The sequence below is a fragment of the uncultured Pigmentiphaga sp. genome, assembly GCF_937950555.1.
Lineage (GTDB): Bacteria > Pseudomonadota > Gammaproteobacteria > Burkholderiales > Burkholderiaceae_B > Pigmentiphaga.
Genome location: NZ_CALFCW010000008.1, coordinates 38243 through 64936 on the forward strand (window position 1 = coordinate 38243; position 26694 = coordinate 64936).

At 67.1% G+C, this 26694-nt stretch carries 21 protein-coding genes; 10 read left to right on the plus strand and 11 right to left on the minus strand.

Annotated elements, in window-relative coordinates:
• Positions 1-19 precede the first annotated feature (19 nt).
• A complete protein-coding gene (locus tag Q0319_RS00775) occupies positions 20-607 on the minus strand; it encodes a malonic semialdehyde reductase (protein WP_296463971.1) in 588 nt (195 codons plus the stop codon).
• A gap of 236 nt (positions 608-843) precedes the next feature.
• On the opposite strand from Q0319_RS00775, the gene Q0319_RS00780 reads away from it, so the two are divergent.
• Positions 844-1275 (plus strand): CopD family protein, encoded by a 432-nt coding sequence (locus Q0319_RS00780; protein ID WP_296463973.1) that lies wholly within the window; start codon positions 844-846, stop codon positions 1273-1275.
• Between the two features lies 1 nt (position 1276).
• On the opposite strand, the gene Q0319_RS00785 is transcribed toward Q0319_RS00780, so the two are convergent.
• Positions 1277-1756, minus strand: coding sequence for a DUF2231 domain-containing protein (locus tag Q0319_RS00785; protein ID WP_296463975.1), 480 nt, complete (start codon positions 1754-1756; stop codon positions 1277-1279).
• Here Q0319_RS00785 and coxB point away from each other — a divergent pair.
• Together coxB and ctaD are read left to right on the plus strand one after the other, a co-directional pair.
• Positions 1755-2561 (plus strand): cytochrome c oxidase subunit II, encoded by an 807-nt coding sequence (gene coxB, locus Q0319_RS00790; RefSeq protein ID WP_299450251.1) that lies wholly within the window; start codon positions 1755-1757, stop codon positions 2559-2561. The genes Q0319_RS00785 and coxB overlap by 2 nt on opposite strands.
• Positions 2558-5080: a cytochrome c oxidase subunit I gene (gene ctaD / locus Q0319_RS00795; RefSeq protein WP_299450252.1), complete on the plus strand. Its 2523-nt coding sequence runs from the start codon at positions 2558-2560 to the stop codon at positions 5078-5080. The genes coxB and ctaD overlap by 4 nt, the downstream gene beginning before the upstream one ends.
• Positions 5081-5107: 27 nt before the next feature.
• Here the strand turns inward: ctaD and pcaF are convergent, their stop codons facing one another.
• From pcaF to xseA, 9 genes are all read right to left on the minus strand, one after another.
• On the minus strand, positions 5108-6313 hold the full coding sequence (gene pcaF, locus Q0319_RS00800; protein WP_296463979.1) for a 3-oxoadipyl-CoA thiolase: 1206 nt from the start codon (positions 6311-6313) through the stop codon (positions 5108-5110).
• A 48-nt stretch (positions 6314-6361) separates the two neighbouring features.
• On the minus strand, positions 6362-7486 hold the full coding sequence (locus Q0319_RS00805; RefSeq protein ID WP_299450255.1) for a maleylacetate reductase: 1125 nt from the start codon (positions 7484-7486) through the stop codon (positions 6362-6364).
• Positions 7487-7490: 4 nt separating this feature from the next.
• A complete protein-coding gene (locus Q0319_RS00810) occupies positions 7491-8129 on the minus strand; it encodes a 3-oxoacid CoA-transferase subunit B (protein WP_296463982.1) in 639 nt (212 codons plus the stop codon).
• A 22-nt stretch (positions 8130-8151) separates the two neighbouring features.
• Positions 8152-8844, minus strand: coding sequence for a 3-oxoacid CoA-transferase subunit A (locus Q0319_RS00815; protein WP_296463984.1), 693 nt, complete (start codon positions 8842-8844; stop codon positions 8152-8154).
• Between the two features lie 177 nt (positions 8845-9021).
• Positions 9022-11379 (minus strand): penicillin-binding protein 1C, encoded by a 2358-nt coding sequence (gene pbpC, locus Q0319_RS00820; RefSeq protein ID WP_296463986.1) that lies wholly within the window; start codon positions 11377-11379, stop codon positions 9022-9024.
• 61 nt (positions 11380-11440) lie between these two features.
• Positions 11441-16588, minus strand: coding sequence for an alpha-2-macroglobulin (locus Q0319_RS00825; RefSeq protein ID WP_299450258.1), 5148 nt, complete (start codon positions 16586-16588; stop codon positions 11441-11443).
• 84 nt (positions 16589-16672) lie between these two features.
• A complete protein-coding gene (locus Q0319_RS00830; protein ID WP_299450260.1) occupies positions 16673-18061 on the minus strand; it encodes a chloride channel protein in 1389 nt (462 codons plus the stop codon).
• Between the two features lie 121 nt (positions 18062-18182).
• Positions 18183-18758, minus strand: coding sequence for a superoxide dismutase [Fe] (gene sodB / locus Q0319_RS00835; RefSeq protein WP_296463993.1), 576 nt, complete (start codon positions 18756-18758; stop codon positions 18183-18185).
• A gap of 123 nt (positions 18759-18881) precedes the next feature.
• Positions 18882-20249, minus strand: a complete 1368-nt coding sequence (xseA, locus tag Q0319_RS00840; protein ID WP_299450263.1) for an exodeoxyribonuclease VII large subunit — start codon at positions 20247-20249, stop codon at positions 18882-18884.
• Positions 20250-20540: 291 nt separating this feature from the next.
• Between xseA and Q0319_RS00845 the strand changes: the two genes are divergently transcribed.
• The 7 genes from Q0319_RS00845 (at position 20541) to Q0319_RS00875 (ending at position 26682) form a co-directional block, all read left to right on the plus strand.
• Positions 20541-21143 carry a MotA/TolQ/ExbB proton channel family protein gene (locus Q0319_RS00845; RefSeq protein WP_296463997.1) on the plus strand — a complete coding sequence of 201 codons (603 nt, stop codon included), beginning with the start codon at positions 20541-20543 and terminating at the stop codon, positions 21141-21143.
• Between the two features lie 60 nt (positions 21144-21203).
• Positions 21204-21632: a biopolymer transporter ExbD gene (locus Q0319_RS00850; protein WP_296463999.1), complete on the plus strand. Its 429-nt coding sequence runs from the start codon at positions 21204-21206 to the stop codon at positions 21630-21632.
• Complete coding sequence (gene lpxK, locus Q0319_RS00855; protein ID WP_296464001.1) at positions 21629-22669, plus strand: tetraacyldisaccharide 4'-kinase; 1041 nt, start codon at positions 21629-21631, stop codon at positions 22667-22669. Before Q0319_RS00850 ends, lpxK begins: the two co-directional genes overlap by 4 nt.
• Complete coding sequence (locus tag Q0319_RS00860) at positions 22650-22853, plus strand: Trm112 family protein (RefSeq protein ID WP_296464003.1); 204 nt, start codon at positions 22650-22652, stop codon at positions 22851-22853. Before lpxK ends, Q0319_RS00860 begins: the two co-directional genes overlap by 20 nt.
• Position 22854: 1 nt before the next feature.
• Positions 22855-23622, plus strand: a complete 768-nt coding sequence (gene kdsB / locus Q0319_RS00865; protein ID WP_296464008.1) for a 3-deoxy-manno-octulosonate cytidylyltransferase — start codon at positions 22855-22857, stop codon at positions 23620-23622.
• A gap of 218 nt (positions 23623-23840) precedes the next feature.
• Positions 23841-24494: an adenylate kinase gene (gene adk / locus Q0319_RS00870; RefSeq protein WP_296464005.1), complete on the plus strand. Its 654-nt coding sequence runs from the start codon at positions 23841-23843 to the stop codon at positions 24492-24494.
• A gap of 118 nt (positions 24495-24612) precedes the next feature.
• Positions 24613-26682 (plus strand): sodium-translocating pyrophosphatase, encoded by a 2070-nt coding sequence (locus tag Q0319_RS00875; protein ID WP_299450267.1) that lies wholly within the window; start codon positions 24613-24615, stop codon positions 26680-26682.
• Positions 26683-26694 lie beyond the last annotated feature (12 nt).

The window sequence follows — 26694 nt, forward strand, 5'->3', positions numbered from 1 at the left end:
GGCCTGACAGCAGGCGCGCTTACAGCAGCGTTGCCGCTTGTTCGAACGTCAGCCGGGGCTGGCGATCGAACAGCTTGGCCGGATCGCCGTAACCGAGCGAACAGATGAAGTTGGCGGTCAGCCGGCCGTCGGGGAAGAACTCGGCATTGACCTTGGCGGCGTCAAAGCCGCTCATGGGCCCGCAATCCAGGCCGAGCGCGCGCGCGGCGATGATGAAATACGCCCCCTGCAGCGTCCCGTTGCGGGTGGCGGTGGCCGAGGCCAGGGCCGGGTTGCCCTCGAACATTTCCTTGGCGCCTTCGCGGTGCCAGACCTGCGGCATGTATTCGTAGAAGCGCGTGTCGGTCGCGATGATGGCCGTCACGGGCGCAGCCTTGACCTTGTCCACGTTGCCCGGGCTCAAGGCCGGGATCAGTCGCGCCTTCGCTTCGGGCGTGCGCAGGAACACAACCCGCATGGGCTGGCAGTTCATGGACGTGGGGCCCATCTTCGCAATCTCGTAGATTTGCCTGAGCAGATCATCCGACACAGGTTTGTCCAGCCAACCGTTCTGGGTACGGGCGGTCAAGAAGATTTGGTCGAGCGCTTCCTGCGAAATAGCGGGCATAAGGACTCCAGCGAAGGGAGGGTTTAAGAGGCTCGCAATTATAAGATGAGGCGTCGCCAGCAGGCGCACACGTGCGTGGCCGGGACGAACGCCCGCACCGGGGGCCGCCCCAAGCGCCGTTTGCGCCCGCCAGGGCGAACGCCCCGCCCGCACCGCTTGCGGGCTGGGCATATTCCTTGCTGGACCGTGGCGATGTCCAGGACTGGGCAGCACCTGCGCCGCCCCGGGGAGTCCGCATGCTATGGCTCAAGGCTCTGCACTATGTTTCCTTGCTCGTCTGGTGCGCCGCGCTGCTCTACCTGCCCGGCCTGTTCATCATGCACGCCCAGGCCGATACCAGGAGCCGCTATCACCGCGTGCGCATCATGACCCGTTTCACTTTCGCCGTCGTCGCCTCGCCAGCGGCGATCCTGGCCGTCGTTTCGGGCACCGGGCTCGCATACCTGCGCATGGTGCGGGACGAATGGCTGGTAGCCAAGCTCCTCGCCGTCACGCTGATGGTGTTTTTTCACCTGTATTGCGGCAGCCGGGTGGCCGGACTGGGAAATCGCGTCGCGGGACTCTCCCGTGTCCGCCTGGCGTTGCAGATCGCTATCCCCGCATGCCTGATGACGATGGTGTTCTGGCTGGCGCTCGCGAAGCCGGCATGGGGGCTGTTGGGAGGCTGAGTCAGTCCTTCCCGTGGCCGCCGACACCCACCTGATGTTCGAACACCAGTTTTCCGCCCAACCACCCCGCAACCGCCACCAATGAGGCGCCCAGTACAGAGAGGAACATGCCGAAAGGAATCACCGCTTCCTCCACGCCCTGTAGCCGGTGCAGCCAATTGATCGCCTGCACGGCGAGCAGCAGCACGGCCACCACGAAGTGGTTCCAGCTCGCCGCGCGCCTGCGTATGCCTTCCACGGCCAGGAGCTCCACCGTGCCGGCGAGCCCGGCGAGCGTCCCCATCACCAGGCCGGCGCCCACCAGCCAAAGCGCGCACCGGGCCCAAAACCCGTCGGCGGTCCAGAGAAATGCCCCATCGCAAGCGAGCGCCCCCAGGAAAAAGGCGATAGGAAAAGTCACCAGCATGGGGTGGACGGGGTGGCGAGCGACGGAGACGCGCGTAGGCGTATCCAAAGGCAGGGGCAGTCCGAATTTTTCCATGGCGGTTGGCCTCGATGCGACATGGGCGACGGGCGCGGATGCGGGTAGGCGCATCCCACGGGCCCGCCGCGCCGGACCGCCACAACGGCAAGTTTCATGCCTCCTCGCGGTGCTGGCGTGCCTCGCAACGGCCGCGGCGAGTGCCGCCACGCCTTTCTCCACCTTGGATCCGGCCGGGCCCTCCGCGCGCGCCATTGCCTGGCTGTGGTGGATCATGGCCGGGACCAGCATCGCGATCACACTGGGCATGATTGCGCTCGCCTGCCACGGCACGCTCCGCAAGTCCCGCTCTGCCGGGCCGAGTGAGCGGACCTGGCTGTTGGGCGGGGGGATCCTGTTTCCTTCCTTGGTGCTCTCGGGTTTCCTGGGCATGGGGGCGTACGCCGGCTGGAGCATGGCCGATCGATTGGCCGCCCCGCCGTTCACGGTGCAGATCCGGGCGCGCCAGTGGCACTGGGAAGCCCGCTATCCGGAGACGGAGCTGCCGCTGGTGCGGTCGGTCAATGTGGTCCATATACCTGCGGGCGTTCCGGTCAAGTTTCGCGTTTCGTCGCCGGACGTCATTCACAGCTTCTGGGTCCCGCGCTTGGGCGGCAAAGTCGATGCCGTCCCGGGACGCATCAACGAGGTCCGCCTGCAAGCAGACCGCCCGGGCATATACCGCGGGCTGTGCGCGGAATTCTGCGGTGCCGGTCACGCCCAGATGATGCTCGAGGTCCACGCTCACGAAGCTTCCGAGCTTGCGCGCGTGCTGGCCACGTTGCCGCAAGTCGGCACGCCGATAGACGGCGGAGACCCGCAATGACCGGGGCGCCCTCGGCCCTTGCGCGCCACCGGGCATTCGAGCGCATCTGGCGCAACCCGCGGGGCTGGCGAAGCCTCGCGGCCGTCAACCACACGACCGTCGGGCTGCGATTCATCCTGACCGCGCTCGTTTTCTTCCTGGTCGGCGGCGTGCTCGCCATGATGATGCGCGCCCAACTTGCGACGGCCCAGTCCGGCTTCCTCGGCGCCGAAGCCTACAGCCAGATCTTCACCATGCACGGCACGGTGATGATGTTCCTCTTTGCCATCCCCATGCTCGAGGGATGCGCCATCTACCTCCTGCCCAAAATGTTGGGGACGCGGGACCTCGCCTATCCGCGGCTCGGCGCTTTCGCATACTGGTGCTATCTGTTCGGCGGCCTCATCTTGCTCGGCGGCCTGGCCGCAGGACTCGCGCCCCGCAGCGGGTGGTTCATGTACACGCCGCTTTCCAGCAGCACTTACAGCCCCGGCGTCAATGCCGATGTCTGGCTAATTGGCGTCACCTTCTCGGAAATCTCCGCCTTGTGCGGCGGCGTGGAACTGGCGGCATCCATATTGCGCTTGCGGGCTGCCGGCATGCCCCTGTCCCGCATGCCGCTATTTGCCTGGTACATGCTGGTGACCTCGGCCATGATCCTGGTCGGCTTTCCCCCACTGATCCTCGGCAGCATCTTGCTGGAGGCAGAGCGGGCCTTCGATTGGCCTTTCTTTGACGTGGCGCGGGGGGGAGACCCACTGTTGTGGCAACACCTTTTCTGGATGTTCGGCCACCCGGAGGTCTACATCATTTTCCTGCCGGCTGCCGGGCTGGTCTCGACCATGCTCCCCGCTTTCGCGCGGCGTCCGCTGGCGGGCTACCGGTGGATCGTGGCCAGTATCGCAGCCATGGGCATCATCAGCTTCGCCCTGTGGGGCCATCACATGACCACCGCGGGGATTGCGGACCATTCGGCCCTCGTTTTCTCCGTGGCCAGCATGCTGGTTGCCTTGCCTACCGCGGTCCAGTTCTTCTGCTGGTTGGCCACGCTTTACACGGGCCGCCCTGTGTTTCGGCTGCCGATGTTGTACTTGGCGGGCTTCCTGGCCATTTTCGTCTTGGGAGGGATGACCGGGGTGATGCTGGCGCTGCTGCCGTTCAACTGGCAGGCACACGATACGCACTTCGTCGTGGCCCACCTGCACTACGTACTCATCGGCGGCATGATCTTCCCGCTCCTTGCGGCGGCGTATTACTGGATGCCGCACGTCAGCGGGCGCATGCCCTCGCCTGTGCTCGGACGCTGGGCGTTCTGGCTCATCTTCGGCGGCTTCAACCTCACCTTCCTGCCCATGCACCTGACGGGCATGCTGGGCATGCCGCGACGCATGCATGCCTATCCCGCAGACAGCGGCTGGGAAAGCCTGAACGTCACCTCCTCCATCGGTGGATTCCTCCAGGCAGCGGGGTTCGCGCTATTCCTGCTCGACCTGTTTCTTCACGTACGCGTTGGCCGGCGTGCAGGCCGCAACCCCTGGGGATCGGGTAGCCTGGAATGGGCCATGGCACTGCCCGCGCCGAGCTACAACTTCGGCGCCATTCCCGATCTCACCGCGCAGCCGGAAGCGCACGGCGGGCACCCGCTCTGGCATCGGCCAGGACTGGGCGCCGACCTGGCGAGCGGCAAAGGTTATCTCGCCGATCCCGGCCGAAATCAACGCGAAACCCTGGCGGTAGAAGTACGCACAGGACGTCCCGCCTACCTGCTCGTGCTGCCCGGCTCGAGCTGGCTCCCCCTCGCGTCAGCCGGGGCGCTCATGGTGTTTTTCCTGGCGCTGCTCTTCAAGGCATACATCGTGGTTCCTGCTGCGGCAACACTGGCGGCAGGGCTGTTGGCATGCTGGGGATGGCGCACCGGACTGCGGACGGACCCATCTGCCGTGGACGTCGGCAACGGACTCCGCTTGCTGCCGCACACGGTGGCGCGCCACCCGCCGGGATGGACTGGCGTCCAGCTGATGTTGGTTGCCGACGCCGCAATATTCGCGTCCTTGTCGTTCGGCTATGCGTACTTGTGGGTGGTCTCCCCGCTTTGGCCGCCCCCGGCCTGCGTGGCCGCGGACGCCCCCGCCCCGCTGTCGGCGGCGGGAGCGCTCATTGCCGCCACGGCCGCTGCATGGATGGCCCGGCGACGCAGGAGCTTACGTGCCCGCAAAGCGTGTGTGGCTTGGCAAACCGGCGCCGCGATCGGGGGCGCGGCGGCCGTGTGGGCGCTGGGCCGAATCGTGCTGGACGCCGTTCCCGACCCCGCCGGCCATGCCTATGCCGCGGTCACGGCCGCGATGCTTTGCTACGTCGGCATCCATGCGGCCGCGGGGACAGTGCTTTCGGGCTACGGCGCCCTGCGCACCTGGGCAGGTTATGTCTCGCCCGTACGCTGCCTGGACGTGCGCATTCCCCTGCTGTGGTGGCTCTATTCGATGGCGACCGGCCTTGCCGTCCTCGCGCTGCTTTACGGGACGGCGCATGCGTTGCGCTGACGGCGCCCGCGCCGCCAGCGCCCTGCGTCACACGCGTTCGAGGATGACCGCGATGCCCTGCCCCACGCCGATGCACATCGTGCACAGGGCATAACGGCCGCCGATGCGGTGCAGTTGGTTGACCGCCGTCGTGGCCAGGCGGGCGCCGCTGGCGCCCAGGGGGTGGCCCAACGCGATCGCGCCGCCATTGGGGTTCACGCGGGGATCGTCGTCGGCCAGGCCCAAATCGCGCAGCACGGCCAGGCCCTGGGCCGCGAAGGCTTCATTGAGCTCGATCACGTCCATCTGGTCCAGCGTGAGCCCGGTCTGGGCCAGCACCTTGCGCGTCGCCGGCGCGGGGCCCATCCCCATGATGCGCGGCGGCACGCCGGCGGTCGCCATGCCGACCACGCGCGCACGGGGCGTCAGGCCGTGCCGGGCGGCTTCGGCTTCGCTCGCCAGCAACAGCGCGCACGCGCCGTCGTTCACGCCGGACGCATTGCCGGCCGTGACCGTACCGTCAGGACGCACCACGCCCTTCAGGCGCGCCAGCGCCTCCATGCTGGTCTCGCGAGGATGCTCGTCCTTGGCGACCACGATGGGATCGCCCTTTTTCTGCGGAATGGTCACCGGCGTGATCTCCGCGTCGAAGAACCCGGATTTCTGCGCAGCGGCCGCCTTGGCCTGGCTGGCCAAGGCCATGCGGTCTTGCGACTCGCGGTCGATGTTGAATTCGGTTGCCACGTTTTCCGCGGTTTCGGGCATCGAGTCGACGCCGTATTGCTCCTTCATCAGCTTGTTGACGAAACGCCAGCCGATGGTGGTGTCGTAGATCTGGGCGTTGCGGGAGAAAGCCGTTTCCGCCTTGCCCATCACGAAGGGCGCGCGGCTCATGCTCTCGACGCCGCCGGCGATCATGAGTCCGGCCTCGCCGGACTTGATCGCCCGCGCCGCCGTGCCCACGGCATCCAGGCCGGAGCCGCACAGGCGGTTGATGGTCGCACCGGGCACTTCCAGCGGCAGGCCCGCCAGCAACAGCGCCATGCGGGCCACGTTGCGGTTGTCTTCGCCGGCCTGGTTGGCACACCCGAAAATGACGTCGGTGACCGCTCCCCAGTCGAGGTTGCGATTGCGCTCCACGAGGGCCTTGAGCGGGATGGCGGCGAGATCGTCGGCGCGCACCGAGGCCAAGGCGCCGCCGTAGCGGCCGAAGGGGGTACGGATCGCGTCGCAGATGAAGGCATGTGTAGTCATGGTCTGTCTCGAATGGGGAAAAACTGTTCTAGGGGTTTGCGACTGACATCAATAATCTCCCGGGCGCACGCCCGCCCAGGCATTCTGAAGCAAGGCACGGATGGCCGTGCGCTCGATGGGCCGCGGATTCCAATAGGGATTGGATGCCGCGAGGTCGGCGGCGCGATCGAGATCGGCCTCCGCCATGCCCAGATCCCGCAGCGCGACGGGAGCCCCGTGGTCGCGCGCAAGATCATATAAGCCGCCGGCCGCATCTCTCGCGCCGATGGCGCGCGCGATGCGGGCCATGGCGTCCGGTGCTGCGACGGCGTTGTAAGCCATGGCATGCGGCAGCACGATGGTGTGGCATTCCGCATGCGGCAGGTTGAAACTTCCACCCAGCGTGTGGCAGAGCTTGTGGTGCAACGCCATGCCGACGTTGCCGAGCACCGTCCCGCACAGCCAGGCGCCGTACAGCGCCCGTGAGCGGGCGGCGACGTCCCGCGGCGAGCGGACGATCTCAGGTATCGCGCGCGCCAAGGCGGCAAGCCCTTCTTCGGCCACCAGCGACATGACCGGGTTGCGGTCTTGCGCGTACAAGCCCTCGGCTGCGTGCGCCATCGCGTTCATCGCGCTGGTGACCGACAAACCGACGGGCAGGCCGCAGGACAACTCCGGATCGTAGATGACGGTGCGCGGCAACACCTTCGCATCCTTGCCGGTTTTCTTGACGCCGTTTTCCGTGATGCCGTAGATGGGCGTCATTTCCGAACCGGCATACGTGGTCGGAATCGCCACGATCGGCAAGCCCGATTCAAGCGCGATGGCCTTGCCCAAGCCCACCGTGGAGCCGCCGCCTAGGGCCACGGCGCAATCGGCGCCTCGCCTGCGCGCCTCATCGCGGGCCCGGCGCGCGGCCTCCGCGGGCACGTGCATCACCGCGCCGTCGAACACGCCGGCGGCTTTTGCCGCGAGGCGCGCGGCGAGGTCTTCCGCATGCCTGCGCTGGCCCGGCGTGCACAAAATCAGCGCCCGGCGACAGCCCAGCAAATCGACCTCCCGCTCCAAATCCCGCAAGCTGCCTGCGCCGAACACCACCCGGGCGGCATGGGCGGTATAGACAAACGCGTCCGGGGCTTGGAGCTCGCCCAAGCCTTGGGAACGCGACTGCCCTGCCAGGCCGGGGGCCGTCATGGCATCAGCCCCGGCGCAGGGAAACGCCGCACAGGCGCTGCAACTCGTCGAAAGAGAGGCCGTCGACCAGGTCGGTCACGTAGACACCGTCCTTCTTGATGTCGAACACCGCCATATCGGTATAGACGCGGCTCACGCAGCCCACGCCGGTCAGCGGATACGTGCAGGTTTCCACCAGTTTGCTGGAACCGGTCTTGGTGAGCAGCTCCATCATGACGAACACCTGCTTGGCGCCGATGGCGAGGTCCATCGCTCCCCCGACCGCGGGGATGGCATCGGGCGCGCCGGTGTGCCAGTTCGCGAGATCGCCCTTGACCGACACCTGGAACGCGCCGAGCACGCAGATATCCAAATGGCCGCCGCGCATCATCGCGAACGAGTCGGCATGGTGGAAAAACGATGCGCCCGGCAGCGTCGTGACGGGCTGCTTGCCGGCGTTGATCAAGTCCCAGTCCTCCTCGCCCTTGGCGGGAGCCGGGCCCATGCCCAGCAGGCCGTTCTCGGTATGGAGCACGACCTCGCGGTCGGCCGGCAAGTGGTTGGCGACCAGGGTAGGCAGCCCGATCCCCAGGTTCACATAGGCGCCCTCGGGAATGTCGCGCGCCACGCGCTGGGCCATTTGGTCTCGATTCATCTTGTTCATTGCGGATTCCTCAAGCTGCGGGTCAGGCGGCGTTGGCAGGCGCGCTGCCCTGGGGACCGACGGCCACGACGCGCTTGACGAAAATGCCGGGGGTGACGACGGCTTCGGGATCGAGCTCCCCCAGCTCCACGGTTTCATGCACCTGGGCGATGGTCATCTTGGCGGCGGTCGCCATGATGGGGCCGAAATTGCGCGCGGTCTTGCGATAGACCAAATTGCCCCAGCGGTCTCCCTTATAAGCGGAGATCAGCGCCACGTCGCCGTAAATCGGATACTCGAGCACGTAATCGCGGCCATTGATGTTGCGGGTTTCCTTGCCTTCGGCCAACTGCGTGCCAAAGCCGGTGGGGGTGAAGAACGCGCCCACGCCGGCGCCCGCGGCACGGATGCGCTCGGCCAGGTTGCCCTGCGGCACGAGCTCGAGCTCGATCTTCTTGGCGCGGTAGAGCTCGTCGAACACATAGGAGTCGGTTTGGCGCGGGAAAGAGCAGATGATCTTGCGCACCCGCCCGGTCTGCAGCAGCGCTGCCAGCCCCGTATAACCATTGCCCGCGTTGTTGTTGACCACGACGAGGTCTTTCGCGCCTTGCTCGATCAGACCGTCGATGAGCGCGTTGGGCAGCCCGGCCGTGCCGAAACCGCCAATCAATATGGTCGAGCCGTCTTTGACGTCGGCCAGCGCTTCGGCAACCGAAGCCACGATTTTGTTGATCATGTATGTCTCCGCGCGATGCCTGCTTCTGTTGGAAAGAGAGCAGGTGGCGTACCTGTTGCGAAATCAAAAAGTTCTAACTGCGAACTATTGTTCGAATATTAAACATCCAATCCACAGCCGGAGCAAGTCCGGGTCCATCATAAGTCCGGAACAGTGCGCTGGGCCCCAAAGCCTCTGTCAGTGGTGTGCCGCCTGGGAAAGGCCCCGCACAGAAAAATGCACGCTGTCGTAGCGACCGGCTTCGTCCATCACCGTCACGGTATGGTGGCCATCCTCGGTGAAGCCCAGGGATAACGGACGCCCGCCATCGGTCCGGAGTGCCGGGCGGCCATCCACCATCCACCATAATGCTCCCTCAGCGCCCAACGCGCGCACTGCAACGTCGATGCGTTCGCGGCCCGGCACCGGCCTGAGCGTCGCGCCCGACTCCAAGCCCTCGAGCTTGATGCCAGCCCTGGCCTCGCCCCCCCTCTCCTTGCACGCGGGATGCCAACGCGGGCGCGCCCCGCGGGGCAGCCGGCCGGCCTCGACCCAAGGCTGCAAGGCGAGCGGCCAACGCGCCGCTAGCACAGGCTCGCCGGGGACGCTGCAGCCCGGCGCGGTGCGCAGTCCCGAACGCGGATCGATCCAGATCGTCTCAAGGCTGCCGCCCTGCGCCAGCCGGTCGGGCGGCGTAGGCGGAGCCGTATCGTCGAGCACCCAGGCCTCGCGCCGTTGCAGGCATAGTCCGTCGGGCGTGCGATCCGCGCGCATGCCCAAGGGCCAGCAGATCGCCGCTGCGCCCACGGACGGCGGCGGTACGCGGGGGCCCGGAGGGGAGCCGGGCAACGCCGCAACGAGGTCGTGCAGCAAGGGTGCCGCGACGTTGGCGCCGAAAAAGCCAGGATTGGGCGTACCGTCGGGGCGGCCGACCCAGACGCCCAATGTCCACGCATCGGTCACTCCCACCGCCCACGCATCGCGGAAGCCGAAGCTGGTGCCCGTCTTCCAGGCCAGGCCCCGGCCCCCGTCGTGGAATGGCCTGCCGGGCCGGCCGCCAGCCTCGAGGATATCGCGCACGATGAAGGCGGCGCCTTCGCTCATGATGCGGGATTCGATCCGCGGTTCGTCCGGTGACAGCCTCACGCGGCCGGCCACCCCACCCCGCGCCAGGGCCCGGTACGCACCCACCAACTCCTCGAGCGTGGTGCCCGCACCGCCGAGGATCAGGCTCAGGTTAGGGTCGGCGCCCGCGGGGATCCTCAGGCGCAGGCCTCCCGCGCGCAAGGTCGAGGCGAACCGCGCCGGGCCGATGCGATCCAACAGGTCGACGGCGGGAACATTGAGCGAGCGCTGCAAGGCCTCCGATGCGCTCACGGCGCCCGAGAACGCCGCCTGGAAATTCCCGGGACGATAGCCGGCGAACGTCTGCGGCGCATCCACGAGCAAACTTTCGGAATGAATCAACCCCTCGTCCAGCGCCATCGCGTAGAGAAATGGCTTGAGCGTAGACCCGGGCGACCGCACGCCCCGCACCATGTCCACGTGCGCAGCGCGCCGCGGGTCGGAAAAATCCGCGGAGCCCGCATACACCCGGGCCTCCAACGTATCGTTGTCCATCAACAAGACGGCCATCGATACGCGCGGCGGCAACGTATGCACGCGATCGAGCAGCATGTTTTCGACGATGCTCTGCCACTCGGCATTCAGCGTGGAGCGCACCGCGCGCTCCGGCGCACCGGCAGACGCGCGCAACCAGCGCTGCCGCAGCCGCTCCGCCGCCAGCGGCGCCAACCACTGGCCCCGCGGCGCTTGTACGATCACCCGTTCCATGCGTGCATCCGCGACCGCCTCTGCGGTCCATTTCCCGCGCGCGGCCACCCGGGCAAGCACTTTGTCGCGCGCGGCTTGGGCGGCCTGCGGCGAACGATCCGGCCGCAGGCGGGAGGGTGCCTGGGGCAAGGCAGTCAAGAGCGCGGCTTCGGCGTGGCTGAGCGCCTTGGCGGGCTTGCCCAGGTAGGCACGGCTGGCCATCTCCACGCCTTCCACGATGCCGCCCATGGGCGCGCGGTTCAGGTACAGCGCGAGAATCTCCCGCTTGGAGAGGTGCCACTCCAATTGCAGCGCCCGGGCCATTTGGCGCAGCTTGGTCCCGATGCTGCGCGGCGCGGAATGCAACGCGGGATCCACCATGCGCGCGACCTGCATGGTCAGGGTGGAGCCTCCGGAGACGATGCGCCCCGAAGTCGCCCATTGCCATGCCGCACGCAGCATGGCATAGGGGTTGACGCCCGGATGCCAGGCGAACCAGCGATCCTCGTAGGTCAGCAGGGCCTCGATGTACAGCGGCGAAACGTCTTCTGGCGAAACCGGGTAGCGCCACACCCCGTCCCGGCTCGGATAGGCACGCAGCGGGCTGCCGTCGGCCGCCGTCACCACGGTCGCGCCATCCGCGGCCCGGAAGGCCTGCTCCGGCAGCGGATATAGGCAGTCGGCCAGCCACAGCGCCCCGAGCGCCGCCGCCAGGACGACCGCCGTCTTACCCAGCCGATTCATCGCGAGCCCATCTCAGCTGCGGACGCACATCCATCGGCACCAACACCGGCAGGCGCCACGCCTAGCGCGCTCCCGCGCGCAGGTCGTGGATCACCAAGGGCCCGGAGGACGCGCCAACCGCGCGTATCTGCGGCCGATACATATCTTCGACCACGGGCGCCGGCACGACGAAGCGGCCAGGCGTCACGACGCGCGCGCGATAGAACACCGTCACGGGGCCCCGCACGCTCACCGCGGCCACGTAACGGTCGTCGCGGTATTCGCGATGCTTGATGCGTGAGTCGCGAAGCGCCTCCGCGACCTTCGCCCCGCCGATCGTCCAATCCTCGAAATCAGCCCCCTGGCCGAGGTTCAGGTTTTCCACCTCCAGCCCGGCAGGCACACGGTCCACGATGAGCGCATCTTCGATCCGGTGATCAGAAGTGACGTCCAGCTTGACGATCAACACCTCGCCGGTGCGCAGCGGCCGGCCGTTCCAGGGACTGCCGTCCGCCTCGAACCACGAACGCTCGATGGTGAGGCCTGCCGCTTGCGGCGCCTCGCGCCCACGCGGGTAGCCTTGCACGTCGATTTCCAGGAACAGCGGTTCGGTCCGGCTGTTCGCGACCTCGACGCCGGCCACGACCTGGGCCGCCGTAAAGCTTCGCATCTCGGTATCGCGCCCCTCCAGCCGTTGACTGCCGTCCGCCGTGCGCAGGCTAGCCGCCCACGGCTCCCCGCTGCCTCCGCCGGCCGCGCGCGCGGCGAGGAACAGTGCCAGCTGCTCCTGGGTGGACAGATAGGCGCGCGAGCCCAGCCTTCCCGCTACGTCATTCAACAAGGCTTCGCGCCGGGGATGCGCAATGCCATGCCGCATCATGAGCGCATAAGACAACGCGTAATCGCGCACCGCCGAGCCATAGTCTCCCAGCCACTCGCCGTAGCCGCCGTGGCGATTGGCATCAATGCCGTAGCCCCGCAGCATCGCCTCGTCGAACGCGACCTGCGCGCGCGACTCGTCGCCCATCAGCTTGAGCGCAATGCCCAGGTGGACGAGCGGCAGCGGAGAGTGCGCCCGGTCGCGGTAATTGTCGTGCAGCACGCGCAGCGTCGAGAGCGGCGCCCGCTGTTCGCGCGCGAGCACGTACGCGGCGTGGGCCAGCTCCGCGAATCGGCGATGGCTATCCCGCAGCAGGTTGTAGTCCCCATCCCGCAGCCGCTTGCCTTCGCCCGTTTCCTGTTGCGTGCGCAGGCTTTGCGGCAGCGCCGGGAAGTTGGCGGGCCCCTGCTGCACCTGCCCGAGCAGCCAGTCCATGGCGCGGCGGGCCAGGACATCGGGCACATTGAAGCCGGCCGATCGCGCGTCCTGTAGAAACCCGGCCGCATAAGCGGAAATCCAGATTTCCGGCGCGCCGTCTCCCCACAGCGCGAAGCCGCCCGCGGCCCGCTGCATGCCTGCCATGCGGCTGACGGCCTGCTCGATCGCGCGCTCGCGTTCGGCGCGCGATAGCGGCGTCAGGCCGAGGGCCCGCGCCTGCGCCTCATCGATGAACACGTGGGGATAGGCCGCGCTTGCCGTCTGCTCGAGGCAACCGTAGGGATAGTCGAGCAGGTCCTGCACGACGCGCTTGAGGTTGAACGGCGGCTGGTTGGATATCGCGACCCCCACGGAGACCGAGTCCGGATAAAGGCCGGCGATCCAGGCCGGGTCCAGCGCGATGCTCTCGCCTTGCCCCAGCCGGATGCGCCGCACGTCCCGGCGAGCCGCCGCCGGCGGCTGGACCTGCAGCAACGATTCGCGCACGATGCGCAAAGGGGTCGAGCCGCCTTCCCCAGTCACGGTCAGCCGCAACCGGCCCAGGCCATGTGCGCCGGTCGCCTCGGCACTGAAACGCAAGGTCGTCCGCTGCTGGTTCTCGAGCCGTACCTGGTGCGCGCCGCCGCGTATCCGGACCGGGTCCTCCCCCTCCAGGTCCACGGTCAGCGTTTGCGGCGCGCCGCTTAGATTCGTGATGTCGAGCGCGATGGCGGCATCGTCGCCGGGACTGATGAAGCGGGGCGTGGATAATTCGGCGACGACCGGCGCCGCGACCACCATATCCACCTGGGCGCTGCCGAACCGGTCCGCGGTAAAAGCCGTTGCCATTAGCTTCAGCGTGCCGTTGAAATCCGGCACGTCGAGCGGCACTTCCGCCTCGCCCCGCTCGTCGAGCCGCACCGGCCCGCTGAACAAATCCACCAGCCTGACTTTGGCCGGCATGCTGCGGCTATCGCGCATCGCCGCATCGCCGCCCCACTTCAGCCTGCCTGGCGTGCCGTCCATCTTCTCGATCAGCTTGCCGTAGATGTCCAGCAACTCCGGCGCATAGCGATGCTTGCCGAAGAAAAAATCAAAGGGGTCAGGCGCGGCATAGCGCGTAATGTTGAGAATGCCGACGTCGACGGCCGATAGCGTCACATAGGCCTGCCGCCCCGGTTCGCCGTTGTCGACCTTGATTTTCACCGTGCTCCGTTTTTCGGGCAGCACTTTGGGTGGCGCAGTGAGCGTGACGCCCAGCTTGCGATCGTCCCGGGCCAACGGCAGATAGATCAGCCCCAGGGCGCGTGCTGGCGTAACCCGGTCTCCCTGGCTGCCCGGCCGAAACACGGTCACCGAGACGTATAAATCGTGCCGACTCCAATCCTTGCCCACCGGGATCTCCACGATGGAACCCGAGGCCTTGACGCCGGTGCGCCGGCTCCAGAGCAGCCGGCTGCCTTCCACGGTGACCAGCGCCTCCCCGTCGTGCGGGGGCGTGATCGACAGCCGGACGGTCTCCCCTTCCCGCACGGGCGCGTGCTCAAGCTTGAGCTGCACCCTGTCGGGCCGGTTGCCGATCTCCTCTGCGTCCTGCGCGCCCCATCCCGCGTAAAAGCGATAACGCAAGGTTTGCCCGGACTCCGGATCCCGCAGTTCGAGGCGATAGCGTCCCCACTTGACGGGCAAGCCAAACCGCGCGCGGTCGACCAGGGGCAGCAGCCGCGATTCGACCAGTTCGTCCGTTTCCGTGAATCCGCTGTTCCAACCTCGCTGGTCATCGTAGCGCCAGTAATAGACGCGCTCTTCGCGATAAAGCCGCAGCTGCGCCGCTTGCAGGGGTACCACCTTGCCACTTGGATCGACGCGGACCGCCTCGAATTCGGCCAGCGCACCCTCGCGCGCCACGTCGCGATCGAACAGCGGGCGCACCGCGATCAGCGCCGGCGCCGGCCACACCGTGCGCTCGATCGACCGCACGACGGGACGGCCGCCTGACTCCAGCAGGCTAAAGCTCGCCTTGACCTTCATCGGCGAAGCCGTGCCGGTCACGTCGACCGGCACGGCAACGGCGGCATCGCCTTGGTCGTCGAGTTCGGACGCGTCGAGATCGCGTCGCTGCCTGCGATCGTCGTCGGCGAAATCGCCGAACAGGAAGCCCGGCCACTGCGCGGGCAGCGCGTAGCGCTCCCGAGTAATGGACACCACGCCGAGCAGGCGGTTGCCCGCGGCCGGGGCCCCGTAGAGATAATCGCCGTGAATCCGCACGTTCAGCGGACGGCCGGGTGCGAGCACGCCTTCGTCCGCATTCAGGTCCAGCTTCATGCGTTCCGGCAGGAACTCTTCTACCTGGAACTTCCAAGATGCATCCGCGAGGCGCGCAGCCGGATCAAGCCGGGCCTCGAGCAGCCACGTGCCGGTTTGAGCGTCGGCCGGCAACTCGATGTGGTACTGGAAGTAGCCAGGCGCCGAACCGTCCGGCTGCGCCGTGGCGGTGCGCACCGTGCGGCCGTCCGGGCGCTTGAGCACCATCGACACCGGCGCGGGCGGCACGGCATGTCCGTCTGCGTCGCGTACCAGCAGGGACACGTCGAAGCGCTCGCCCGGGCGGTATAAGTCTCGTCCCGCATACACCAGGATCTTGTTGTCTCGCGACGGGTAACCGCCCACGTCGAATTCGGACAAATCCAGCGCCGGCTCGCCCAGCGCGAGCATGGACACTTCAGCGCCGCGCCGCGCGACCAGCACGCGGGCCGCATCGATGTTGCCCACGAATGACGCCCGGCCCTGGCCGTCCGCCTTGGCCCGGCCCAACGACTTGGCGTTTCCGTCCAGCAATTCGAACTCGACGTCCTCAATAGCCTTGCCGCTCTTGAGCGAGGTGGCGAAGGCTTCGATTTGCTTCGCGTACACCCGGGCGTGCAAGCCGATGTCGCTGACGTAGAAATACGTGACCTGGTATTCGTCGCGGAACCGTCCGGGCTGGCTCATGACCGCGACGTAAATGCCGGGATCCTTGAGCTCCTTGATGTCCTCCACCGGCAGGAAGGTGACGTGGCGTCGATCGGGCTTGTCATCCGTCAGGAACCGCCCCGCATAGACGCTCCGCGTCAGGTCCTTCAGCCTGTCCAGGTCCCAGCTTCCGACGGTGCCCTTCAAGCTGCGGTTACTGCTGTAGCGCCAGTCGTCATCGTCATCCCGGTCGCCATCCTCTTCGGCGCGCACGGCCGCGGCTCTGCGCAAGCCCAGCACCTGCTCGAAGAAACGCGGGAAATGCGCCGGATCGATGCGCAGGAACTGCACGTCCACTTCCGGCACGTTGACCGTCACCACCGGCAGCCCGCCGTTCTGGCCGGCTGGCAGCACGACGCCCCGGCTCGCGAAATAGAACGAAGGCGGCATGGCATCGCTCGCGACCTCGCAGCGATACCCCTCGGGCAGCGTCTTGCCACCGGCGTCTTTCACCTCGGCCGAAACGCCGACCGTGTACCGGCGATTGGGTCGGATGTATGGAAAGTATGCGACCCGGGGATTGTCCCCTATCGTCCAATCGCCCTTTACCACCGCGCCTTCGGGCATCGCGCCCGCAGGCTGCGGCTGGCGTGCCGTGCGGCCGCGCACCGCATCGCTACCCTCGCCCTCATCCGCGGAAGGCGCCGGGCCGGAATCCACCACGCGCAGCAGCCTGCCCAAAGACTGCCGCCTGTCGAGCGGCTGTGAAAAAGTCACGGCCAGCGCCAACGACTCATCGAACACCCGCGTCGTGCAAGACAGCAATGCAAAGGGATCGGCAGCCCCCGCCGGCTCGACGGCGGGGGGCACATCATCTTGCCTGCCCGCCTGCTTGCCCGCCCACCATGCACCCATGCCTACGGCGGCCAGCACCATGGCGCCCACGACCGACCAAGCGGCCACTCTTTTCTTGTCCAACATCGGTTCCCCCGTACGGCACGCGTGCGCCGCAGGCGCTATTAAAGGGGCAGACGACCGACGTTGTGAAGCACAAGCGTCGAAAAATTACATTTGCGAGCCGCGCCGGCTTCCAGCCGATGGCGTGGCATCTTGATAGAAACGCAATGCCATCGCGTGATAGAACGGCCGCGGACAGAATTGCCGCGACACCCACGACGCCACCAACGTGGCCATCAACAAGTGGAAGGTCAGGTCCTGGCTGCGTGTCATTTCCATGACGACGACGCTGGCCGTGATGGGTGCCTGCGTGGCCGCAGCGAGGAAAGCGGCCATCGAGACCAGCGCCAGGGTGCGGCCATCCGCGTTCGGTCCGGCCAATTGCACGATGTGGTCGCCTATGCCGGCGCCAATGGCCAGCGACGGCGTGAATATGCCGCCCGGAATGCCGCATACGTACGACACGACGCTGGCCAGCCACTTGGCGATGCCGAACCAGGCACTCTCGATGGGCTGGCCGTTCAGCAAGGCGGCGGTCTGCGCATAGCCCGTTCCGTACGTGGCGCCGCCCGTCAGCAAGCCCAAGACCGCCACGACCACACCGGCGATGGCCGCCACGCGTATCGGGTGGCCGTCGATCCAGTCGCGCCAGCGCGCCGGGGCCAAGCCGCGCGCCCCGCGCAACAGCATGGTGGCGAACAAACCGCCCAGCGCGCCGTTCAGTATGCCGCTGGCAAGCGTCCACCCCCAGCTCCCTTGCGCAAAGCTCGCCTTGGCTGCGACGTGGAAGTACGGATTGTCGCCCGCGATGGCCAAGGCGATGAAACCGGAAGCGAGGACGCCCGAGAGCGCCAGGCGGTTCCACCTCACCTCGGCGCTCCGGCCCAGCTCCTCGATGGCGAATACCACGCCTGCAAGCGGCGTATTGAACGCAGCCGCCAACCCGCCGGCGGCGCCAGCGGCGATCAGCTCGCTCGTGCGAAAGCGAAGCCGGACCCCGAAACGCTCCTGCCACCAGCGTCCCCAGCCCAGCATGGCCGCCGCCCCAACCTGCACCGACGGACCTTCGCGGCCCACCGACGCGCCCGCCAGCAGTGCGAGGGCCGTGAGCGGGATTTTCCATAGCGCCTGCATCAGCGAGACGAGACCGCTCGCCGCGAGCGGCGCCGGCAACGAAGTCGCGGCAATGACCTGGGGGATGCCGCTACCGCGCGCGAGCGGGGCCACCTTCATGGTCAGCCAGCGCAGCCCCGCCATGGCAGCGGGAATGACGAACAGCGCCGCCCATGGAGCGGCCTGCGTCCATCGTGCATTCCACTCGAGCGCCATCTCGGCCAGCCGGGCGAACGCTAGCGACAGCAGGGCCACGCCCGCCGCGCCGCACAACACGAGCGCGTAGCGGAACGTCTTGCGCGACACGCGCAGGACCTGGCGGCCTTTGCGCCGGACGGTAATGGAAGCCTGGTCTCGCCAGGTGACGGGGCGTCGGTTCTTCAAGGATGCCGGGACAATAAAAAAGCGCGCCATTCGTCAAGGCCTGCCTTGCGAAAAGCGCGCATGATGCGGCCGCTAGGGCCTAGGGGCCGCATGCTGGCGCCGCAATGCGGCGCATCGGAAATCAGCCGAAGTTCTTGGCTACGAATTCCCAGTTGACGATGCCCCAGAAGTTTTCGAGGTACTTCACGCGGGCGTTGCGGTAGTCGATGTAGTAGGCGTGTTCCCACACGTCACAGGTCAACAGGGGCGTGTCGCCGGTGGTCAGCGGGTTGCCGGCGGCGCCGGTGTTGACGATGTCGAGCGAGCCGTCGGCCTTCTTGACCAGCCAGGTCCAGCCCGAACCGAAGTTGGCCGCGGCGAGCTTGTTGAAGGCGTCCTTAAAGGCGTCAAAGCTGCCCCACTTGGCATTGATGGCGTCGGCCAGCTTGCCCGAGGGAGGCGTGCTCTTGGGCGTCAGGCAGTTCCAGTAGAAGGAGTGGTTCCAGTGCTGGGCCGCGTTGTTGTAGATGCCGCCAGAGGATTTCTTGACGATGTCCTCGAGCGAGGCATTCTCGAACTCGGTGCCCTTGATGAGGTTGTTCAGGTTGGTGACGTAGGTCTGGTGATGCTTGCCGTGGTGGTATTCCAGGGTTTCCTTGGAAATGGTCGGGGCCAAGGCATCCAGGGCATACGGCAATTGCGGAAGGGTGTGTTCCATCTGAGCTCCTGATTCTGGTTGGGAGGGTTGCGTATGCATTTTATCGACAAGAATACACGTTGGTAGGGAAGCCCCCGCGTGACGAAAGGTTAACCCGCCCCGCCGACGGTCCGTCGCGCCGGCTCACAAAGTGCCGCGGTCCGGTTCCACGGCCGTCACCGACGCCTCTGCGGCCCCTTCGGCAAAACTCAGCGCGAGCGGCTCGCCGACTTCCAGCGTATGGGCCTGCCGGACGATGTGGCCGCGGGCATCGCGCACGATGGTATAGCCTCGCGCCAGGGTCTGCTCCGGCCCGAGCGCCCGCAGATGCGCCGCATGCGAAGCCAGGCGCTGCTGCAGGCTGGCCAACTGATAAGCCTGGCGTTGGCGCAGGCGGCGGGCGATATCGTCCACGCGCGATGCCATGCGCGCGGGGTCGGGAAGCTGCGCGATCAGGCGCTGCCGCAGAAGCCCCACCTCCGAAGCGCGGTCGCGCTGGGCCGCGGACCAGGCCGCGCTCAAGCCGCGGGCGAGGCTGGCGAGGCGATCTCGCTGGCGCGCCAGCCGCTCGCGCGGAGGAATGAGCTGCGCGGCCGCGCGATCCAATCGCTGCTCCAGCTGCTCCATGCGCCTGCGTTGCGCCCGCCGCAGGCCCTGGGCAGCCTGTTCGACCCGGGTCAACCATTGTGCGCGCGGCAGGCTCGCCAGCTCGGCCGCCGCCGTCGGTGTCGGCGCCCGCACGTCCGCCGCGAAATCCGCAATGGTGAAATCCGTCTCGTGGCCTACCCCGCTGATGACGGGAATCCGGCTGGCGGACACGGCCCGGGCCAAGCCTTCGTGATTAAACGCCCAGAGATCCTCGATGCTGCCGCCCCCCCGCACCAGCAACAAGGTATCGACCTCGGCCCGGCGGTTCGCCAGTTCGACGGCCTGGGCGAGCCGCTCGCCGGCATCCTCCCCTTGCACCGGAGCCGGATATACCACCACCCCGACGTGGGGCGCGCGGCGCGCGAGCGCGGTCAGGACATCGCGCAACGCCGCGGCTTGCAACGAAGTAACGATGCCCACGGTACGCGGGATGGGCGAGGGCGCGCGCTTGCGCCCCGGATCGAACAGCCCTTCTGCGGCCAGCTTTTCCTTGAGCCGCAGGAACGCCTCGAACAGGTCGCCCTGGCCCGCGCGGCGCATGGACTCGACTTGCAGCTGGTAGTCGCCGCGCGGCTCATACAGCGACACGCGCGCCCGGACTTCGATGCGGTCGCCTTCCCGTGGCGTGAAGCCGACGAGCATGGCCCGCCCGCGAAACATGACGCCCCGCGCCGCCGCGCTCCCGTCCTTGAGGGTGAAGTACCAGTGGCCCGAGGCAGCGGCCGTGAAATTGGACACCTCCCCGCGGACCCACACCAACGGGATGTTGCGCTCCAACAAAGTGGCTACGGCGCGGTTCAACTGGGAGATTGTCAGTATCCCCCGCGAAAAATCGTCATGTGCAGATGCAAATCCACTATTCATCAGGCTTTCCGAGCAAGAACCTTTCCACAGCCTCGTAAACTGTACATGTCAAGTATTTTTTTCGTCACGACACTCGAAATCAATTCGTAAGAGATTGATTTCATTGAATTTTTGACTATTTCGCGGGCTGAACAAAAACCGGGCATCCTACCGGAAAAGGCATCACGCGTAGGATCAAGCCAAGTTACCCACACAATTATCCACAGATTCTGTGGATACCTCCGGCGGCCCGACTTGCCCAGACCCGGCCGCGCTCGTACATTCTCGCCTTCATCGAAAAGGAGAGGTTTCTTGCTCGCCATCGTCCGCGAGGCCGGCTGGCCCATCTGGCCCCTGATCGCCACCTCGTTCATCGCACTGACGCTCATCGTCGAACGCCTGCTCGCCCTGCGCAAGCGCCGCATCGCCCCGCCCCGCCTGCTGGAAGACGTCCTCGTGCTGGTGCAGAAGCGCCGCGTCACGCCCGACATCATAGCCAGGCTGGAGGCCGACTCCCCGCTGGGGAGGGTGCTGGCCGCCGGCCTGCGCAACATGCATCGCTCCCGGCCCGCGCTCAAGGACGCCCTCGAACAGGCCGGGGAAAACGTCGCCCACAGCCTGGGCCGGTACGTGGGCGCCATCGGCACCATCGCGGCCGTCGCCCCCTTGATGGGCCTGTTCGGCACCGTCGTCGGCATGATCGAGATTTTCGGCTCCTACTCGCCCGCCGGCAGCGATCCCGCCCAGTTGGCCCACGGCATCTCCATCGCCCTCTATAACACGGGCCTAGGCATTTTCATCGCCATCCCGGCCATGATCTTCTATCGTTATTTCCGCGCGCGCATCAACGACAGCCTGCACGAACTGGAGCGTGCGGCCGCGCGGCTGATGGATGCTTTGCATGAACCTGCCTGAGCCGCCCTGGAAACAGGCCGGCCGCGGCCGGCGGTGCATCACGGCAATGGAGCGCTGGACATGAATTTCCGTCGGCATCTCGGGCACGACGAACCCGACATCAATCTGATCCCGCTGATCGACGTCCTACTGGTGATCCTGATTTTCCTCGCCGCCAGTACGTCTTTCTCGCGCTTCAGCCAATTGTCCGTGCGGCTGCCCGACGCCTCCGCCCAGGAACAGGAGCCCGGGCCGCAAATCACGATGACCGTCGCCGCGGACGGCCGCTACGCCCTGAATGGCCGCGCCCTGCCGGTATCCGAGGCCGGGCCGCTTGCCGAAGCGATACGCAAGGCGGCGGCCGGGCGTGAAGACCCGACGCTGGTGATCGACGCCGACGCGTCAGCCACGCACCAAGCCGTGGTACGGGCCATGGAAGCCGCAGGCCGCGCGGGGATTTCCCGCGTGGGATTCACGACACAATCCACCGCAGCGCCTGCCTCCCGATGAAATCCTCGGCCCTGCGCGCGACACTACAGCACCAGTGGCAAGAAGGCGGCTGGCTCTCGCGCCTGCTGCGCCCGCTCGCCTGCCTGACGGCAGCCGCTGTCGCCGCCAAGCGCTGGGCCTATCGCACAGGGTGGCGCCGGGCCGAGCGCCTGCGCGTGCCGGTCGTGGTCGTGGGCAACCTCTACGTCGGCGGCACGGGCAAGACACCATTCATCGTGGCTGCCGCGCAAGCGCTGCGCGAGCGCGGCCGCCATCCGGGAATCGTCAGCCGCGGCTATGGCGCATCGATCGGCCCGGCCCCGCGCGTAGGGTGCGGCAGCATCGATCCGGCCGCGTTCGGGGACGAGCCCGCCCTCATCGCGCGCCAGGCCGGGGTTCCCGTCGCCGTGCATCCGCGCCGCGCCGCCGCCGCCCGGGCATTGCTCGAGCAGCACCCGGAGGTGGACGTCATCCTCTCCGACGACGGCCTGCAGCACCTGGGCCTGGCCCGGGACGTCGAAATCGTCGTGCAGGACGAGCGGGGCATCGGCAATGGACTGCTCCTGCCCGCCGGCCCCTTGCGCGAGCCGGCCTCCAAGTTGGGGGACGTCGATGCCATCGTCACCAACCGCAGCGGCGCCCGCGGCGGGCGGCCACCGGCTACGCCGCCCGGGGTGCGGGCGGTAGATATGGACCTCGTCATCGACGGCGTCCGGCGGCTGGCCGACGGCGAATGGCGAGCGCTGCAGGCGCTGCCGCCCGCGCGCCGCATCGCAGCCGTGGCAGGCATTGGCAATCCCTCGCGCTTTTTCGAGACCCTACGCCGGGCGGGCATCCACCTGGACGCAGCCCTCGGGTTGCCCGACCACTACGACTACGCGGATTCTCCGTTCGCCGCCATCGACGCGGACCTCATACTCATCACCGATAAGGACGCCGTAAAATGTTCTTTTTTGGACGACCCGCGCGTATGGGTCGTCAGCGTATCGGCGCACTTGTCCGACCCCACCTTCTTCGACTGGCTGGAAACCCGACTCCATGGACGTACGCCTGCTTGACATCCTGGTCTGCCCGCTTTGCAAGGGGCCCTTGCGCCACGACCGCTCGGCCAAGCTGCTGACTTGCCGCGCCGATCGGCTGAGCTTCCCCATCCGCGACGGCATACCGGTCATGCTCGAGTCCGAGGCACTGCCCTGGCAGGAAGAGGCCGAAGCGCAAGCCGGCGAGGCCGCCCGTGGCTGACCTGCCCGCGTTCATCGCCATCATTCCGGCCCGTGCCGCCTCCACCCGGCTGCCGGGCAAGATGCTTGCCGACATCGGCGGCGAACCCATGGTGGTGCGCGTCGCCCGGCAGGCACAGGCGAGTGGCGCCGCCCGCGTGCTGGTCGCCACCGACGACGCCGCGATCCGGGATGCGGTGCGCGCGCATGGGTTCGAGAGCCTGCTGACGCGCGCCGACCATCCCACGGGCACGGACCGCCTGGCCGAAGCGTGCGATGCGCTCGAGCTCGACGACACCCAGCTCGTGGTCAACGTCCAGGGCGACGAACCTTTGATCGACCCGGCGCTCATCGCGCAGGTCGCGCACACCCTCGACCGCCACGCCGCGGCCGCCATTGCCACGGCGGCGCACCCCATCGACACGGCCGAGGAGCTGTTCAACCCGAACTTCGTCAAGGTCGTGTGCGGCGCCGACGGACATGCGCTGTACTTCTCGCGTGCCCCCATTCCCTGGGCGCGCGACGCGCTAGCCGCAGGCGAACGCGTTTGCGCACCGGGCCTGCCCGCCATGCGCCACATCGGCCTATACGCGTACCGGGTCGGTTTCCTGCGTCGCTTTCCCTCGCTGCCGCAAGGCAGGCTGGAGAAGTGGGAATCGCTCGAGCAACTCAGGGCGCTGGAACACGGCTATGCGATCCAGGTGCACGTCACGCCGCAGGCCCCTGCGCCCGGGGTCGACACCCAGGCCGATTTGGAACTCGTACGCCGGTTAGTCGCCGAAAGAAGCTAATTTGACCGCTCTGGCGCGCTTGAGGTAATTTTGGGCAATCGCGCCTGGAACACGCGGCCACAAGGGGGGCGGCACCACACCGACGACCGCATGCCGCAACGCATCGGCCTTCTCTTCACACTGGCGATACCGCAACGCCGCCCCGGCGGGGCCTGGACTGCCGTGTTTGCGCCGATCGTGCCACAGGACTAGAACACCAACTCAATCAGGAATCATCAATGCGTCTAATCTTGCTTGGAGCGCCCGGCGCCGGCAAAGGCACTCAGGCTGCGTTCCTCAAGGAACGCTACGGCATCCCGCAAATCTCCACCGGCGACATGCTCCGTGCCGCCGTCAAGGCCGGCACCCCGCTCGGGATCGAAGCGAAAAAAGTCATGGATGCCGGCGGCCTTGTGTCCGACGACATCATCATCGGCCTGGTCAAGGATCGCCTCAAGGATCCCGACTGCGCGAACGGCTACCTGTTTGACGGTTTCCCGCGCACCATTCCGCAAGCCGAAGCCCTGCGCGCGGCAGGCGTGCCGCTCGACTTCGTCGTCGAAGTGGACGTGCCGGAAGAGGAAATCATCGAACGCATGAGCGGTCGGCGCGTGCACCTGCCCAGCGGACGCACCTACCACCTGCGGTTCAACCCGCCCAAGAACGAAGGCGTCGACGACATCACGGGCGAACCCCTGGTGCAGCGCGACGACGACAAGGAAGAGACCGTGCGCAAGCGCCTCGAGGTCTACCGCCAGCAGACGCGCCCGCTGGTGGATTATTACTCGCAATGGGCTGCGTCGGGCGACCCGCAGGCGCCGCGCTACCGGAAGATTTCCGGCGTCGGCACCGTCGAGGAAATCAAGGCCCGGCTCTTCGACGCGGTCAAGTAACCGCGCGCGGCGGCGCCCCCCGCCGCCCCCGCAGACGAACGCTTCGCCTGCGCTCAATCGTTTTTGTTTGCTTCGTAGTCGTCAAGGTTTCGCAGTAGAACAAAAAAGGAGGAGTTGCATGGCCACCGGTCTGTTGTTTGCGCTCGTATGCGGCCTTTTGGCCGTCGCATTCGGCGCGTTTTCCACTTTCTGGATCCTCAAGCAGGAGAGCGGGAACACCCGCATGGTGGAAATCGCGTCGGCGGTCCAGCAGGGGGCGCAAGCCTATCTCGCCCGACAATATTCCACCATCGCGATCGTCGGCGTCATCCTGTTCATCGTCATCGGCCTCGTTCCCGGCCTCGGCTGGGCGTGTGCGGTGGGCTTCGCGGTCGGCGCCATCCTGTCCGGCGCAGCGGGCTTCATAGGCATGAACGTATCGGTGCGCGCCAACGTGCGCACGGCGCAAGCCGCGACACTCGGGCTCAACCAGGCCTTGACCGTCGCCTTCCGCGGCGGCGCCATCACCGGCATGCTGGTAGTCGGCCTCGGGCTGACCGGCATCACCGTGCTGCTCTGGATCCTGCTCGCCACCAATCTTTCCGGGGCCGAGGGGCTGCATGACAGGCTGCTTCCGCTCATCGGCCTCGCCTTCGGTTCGTCCCTGATCTCCATCTTTGCCCGCCTCGGCGGCGGCATCTTCACCAAGGGAGCGGACGTCGGCGCCGACCTCGTGGGCAAGGTCGAAGCCGGCATCCCCGAAGACGATCCGCGCAACCCGGCCGTGATCGCCGACAACGTAGGCGACAACGTGGGCGACTGCGCAGGCATGGCAGCCGACCTCTTCGAGACCTATGCCGTCACCATCATCGCCACCATGCTGCTGGGCTCGCTCATGATCGAGGTCGCCCCGCTCGAGGCGGTGATTTATCCGCTCGTGCTCGGCGGGTTCTCCATCATCGCGTCCATCCTGGGTTGCATGGCGGTCAAGGCGAGCCCTGGCAAGCGCATCATGAGCGCCCTGTACCGCGGCCTCATCGTCGCCGGCGTCCTGGCGCTCGTCGTGTTCTACCCGCTCACGGCATGGGTGTTCGGCGGAACGCCCCTCGACGACGGCGGCAGCCTTGGCAGGCTGTACGGTTGCACCGTGGTCGGACTGGTGCTGACCGGCCTCATCGTCTGGATCACCGAGTACTACACCGGCACCGAATACAAGCCGGTGCGCTCGGTCGCCCAAGCCTCCACCACGGGCCACGGGACCAACATCATCGCCGGCCTGGCCGTATCGATGAAGTCGACCGCCGCGCCGGTCATCCTGGTATGCCTGGCCATCTACGCCGCTTATACCCTGGCCGGCCTGTACGGCATCGCCGTCGCCGCTACCTCCATGCTGTCGATGGCCGGCATCATCGTCGCGCTGGATGCCTACGGCCCCATCACCGACAATGCGGGCGGCATCGCCGAAATGGCACAAATGCCCGAATCGGTGCGAAATATCACCGACCCGCTCGACGCCGTGGGTAACACCACGAAAGCCGTCACCAAGGGCTATGCCATCGGCTCTGCGGGCCTGGCGGCGCTGGTGCTGTTTGCCGACTTCACCCACGCGCTGGACCACCTCGGCAAGAGCGTGGGCTTCTCGCTGGCGGAGCCGGCCGTCATCATCGGCCTGTTCATCGGCGGCCTCATCCCCTATCTCTTCGCCGCCATGGCAATGGAGGCCGTCGGGCGTGCGGCAGGCTCGGTGGTGGTCGAGGTTCGCCGCCAGTTCAAGGAGATCCCAGGCATCATGGAAGGCACCGGCAAGCCTGAATACGGCAAGGCGGTAGACATGCTCACCAAGGCCGCGATCAAGGAAATGATGATTCCTTCGGCCCTGCCCGTCGTGGTGCCCATCGTGCTGGCCATCGTCATCGGCCTGCTGATGGGCGGCGAGGCGGCCCGGATGGCCGTGGGCGGCATGCTGATGGGGGCCATCGTCACGGGCCTGTTCGTCGCCATCTCGATGTGCACGGGCGGCGGCGCCTGGGACAACGCCAAGAAATACATCGAGGAAGGCAATCACGGCGGCAAGGGATCGGAAGCCCACAAGGCTGCCGTGACCGGCGACACGGTCGGCGACCCCTACAAGGATACGGCCGGCCCCGCGGTGAACCCGCTCATCAAGATCGTCAACATCGTGGCACTGCTGCTAGTGCCGCTGCTCTGAACGCGTTGCCGC

Bases quoted from the DNA above. Each gene is read 5' to 3' on its own strand.
- Q0319_RS00805 (WP_299450255.1), bottom strand. From the start codon at position 7,486: ATGACGGCCCCCGGCCTGGCAGGGCAGTCGCGTTCCCAAGGCTTGGGC.
- sodB (WP_296463993.1), bottom strand. From the start codon at position 18,758: ATGGAACACACCCTTCCGCAATTGCCGTATGCCCTGGATGCCTTGGCC.
- coxB (WP_299450251.1), top strand. From the start codon at position 1,755: ATGGCGGTTGGCCTCGATGCGACATGGGCGACGGGCGCGGATGCGGGT.
- Q0319_RS00850 (WP_296463999.1), top strand. From the start codon at position 21,204: ATGAATTTCCGTCGGCATCTCGGGCACGACGAACCCGACATCAATCTG.
- Q0319_RS00825 (WP_299450258.1), bottom strand. From the start codon at position 16,588: ATGTTGGACAAGAAAAGAGTGGCCGCTTGGTCGGTCGTGGGCGCCATG.
- lpxK (WP_296464001.1), top strand. From the start codon at position 21,629: ATGAAATCCTCGGCCCTGCGCGCGACACTACAGCACCAGTGGCAAGAA.
- Q0319_RS00875 (WP_299450267.1), top strand. From the start codon at position 24,613: ATGGCCACCGGTCTGTTGTTTGCGCTCGTATGCGGCCTTTTGGCCGTC.
- Q0319_RS00785 (WP_296463975.1), bottom strand. From the start codon at position 1,756: ATGGAAAAATTCGGACTGCCCCTGCCTTTGGATACGCCTACGCGCGTC.
- xseA (WP_299450263.1), bottom strand. From the start codon at position 20,249: ATGAATAGTGGATTTGCATCTGCACATGACGATTTTTCGCGGGGGATA.
- Q0319_RS00860 (WP_296464003.1), top strand. From the start codon at position 22,650: ATGGACGTACGCCTGCTTGACATCCTGGTCTGCCCGCTTTGCAAGGGG.
- pbpC (WP_296463986.1), bottom strand. From the start codon at position 11,379: ATGAATCGGCTGGGTAAGACGGCGGTCGTCCTGGCGGCGGCGCTCGGG.
- Q0319_RS00810 (WP_296463982.1), bottom strand. From the start codon at position 8,129: ATGAACAAGATGAATCGAGACCAAATGGCCCAGCGCGTGGCGCGCGAC.
- Q0319_RS00775 (WP_296463971.1), bottom strand. From the start codon at position 607: ATGCCCGCTATTTCGCAGGAAGCGCTCGACCAAATCTTCTTGACCGCC.
- pcaF (WP_296463979.1), bottom strand. From the start codon at position 6,313: ATGACTACACATGCCTTCATCTGCGACGCGATCCGTACCCCCTTCGGC.
- ctaD (WP_299450252.1), top strand. From the start codon at position 2,558: ATGACCGGGGCGCCCTCGGCCCTTGCGCGCCACCGGGCATTCGAGCGC.
- Q0319_RS00815 (WP_296463984.1), bottom strand. From the start codon at position 8,844: ATGATCAACAAAATCGTGGCTTCGGTTGCCGAAGCGCTGGCCGACGTC.
- Q0319_RS00780 (WP_296463973.1), top strand. From the start codon at position 844: ATGCTATGGCTCAAGGCTCTGCACTATGTTTCCTTGCTCGTCTGGTGC.
- adk (WP_296464005.1), top strand. From the start codon at position 23,841: ATGCGTCTAATCTTGCTTGGAGCGCCCGGCGCCGGCAAAGGCACTCAG.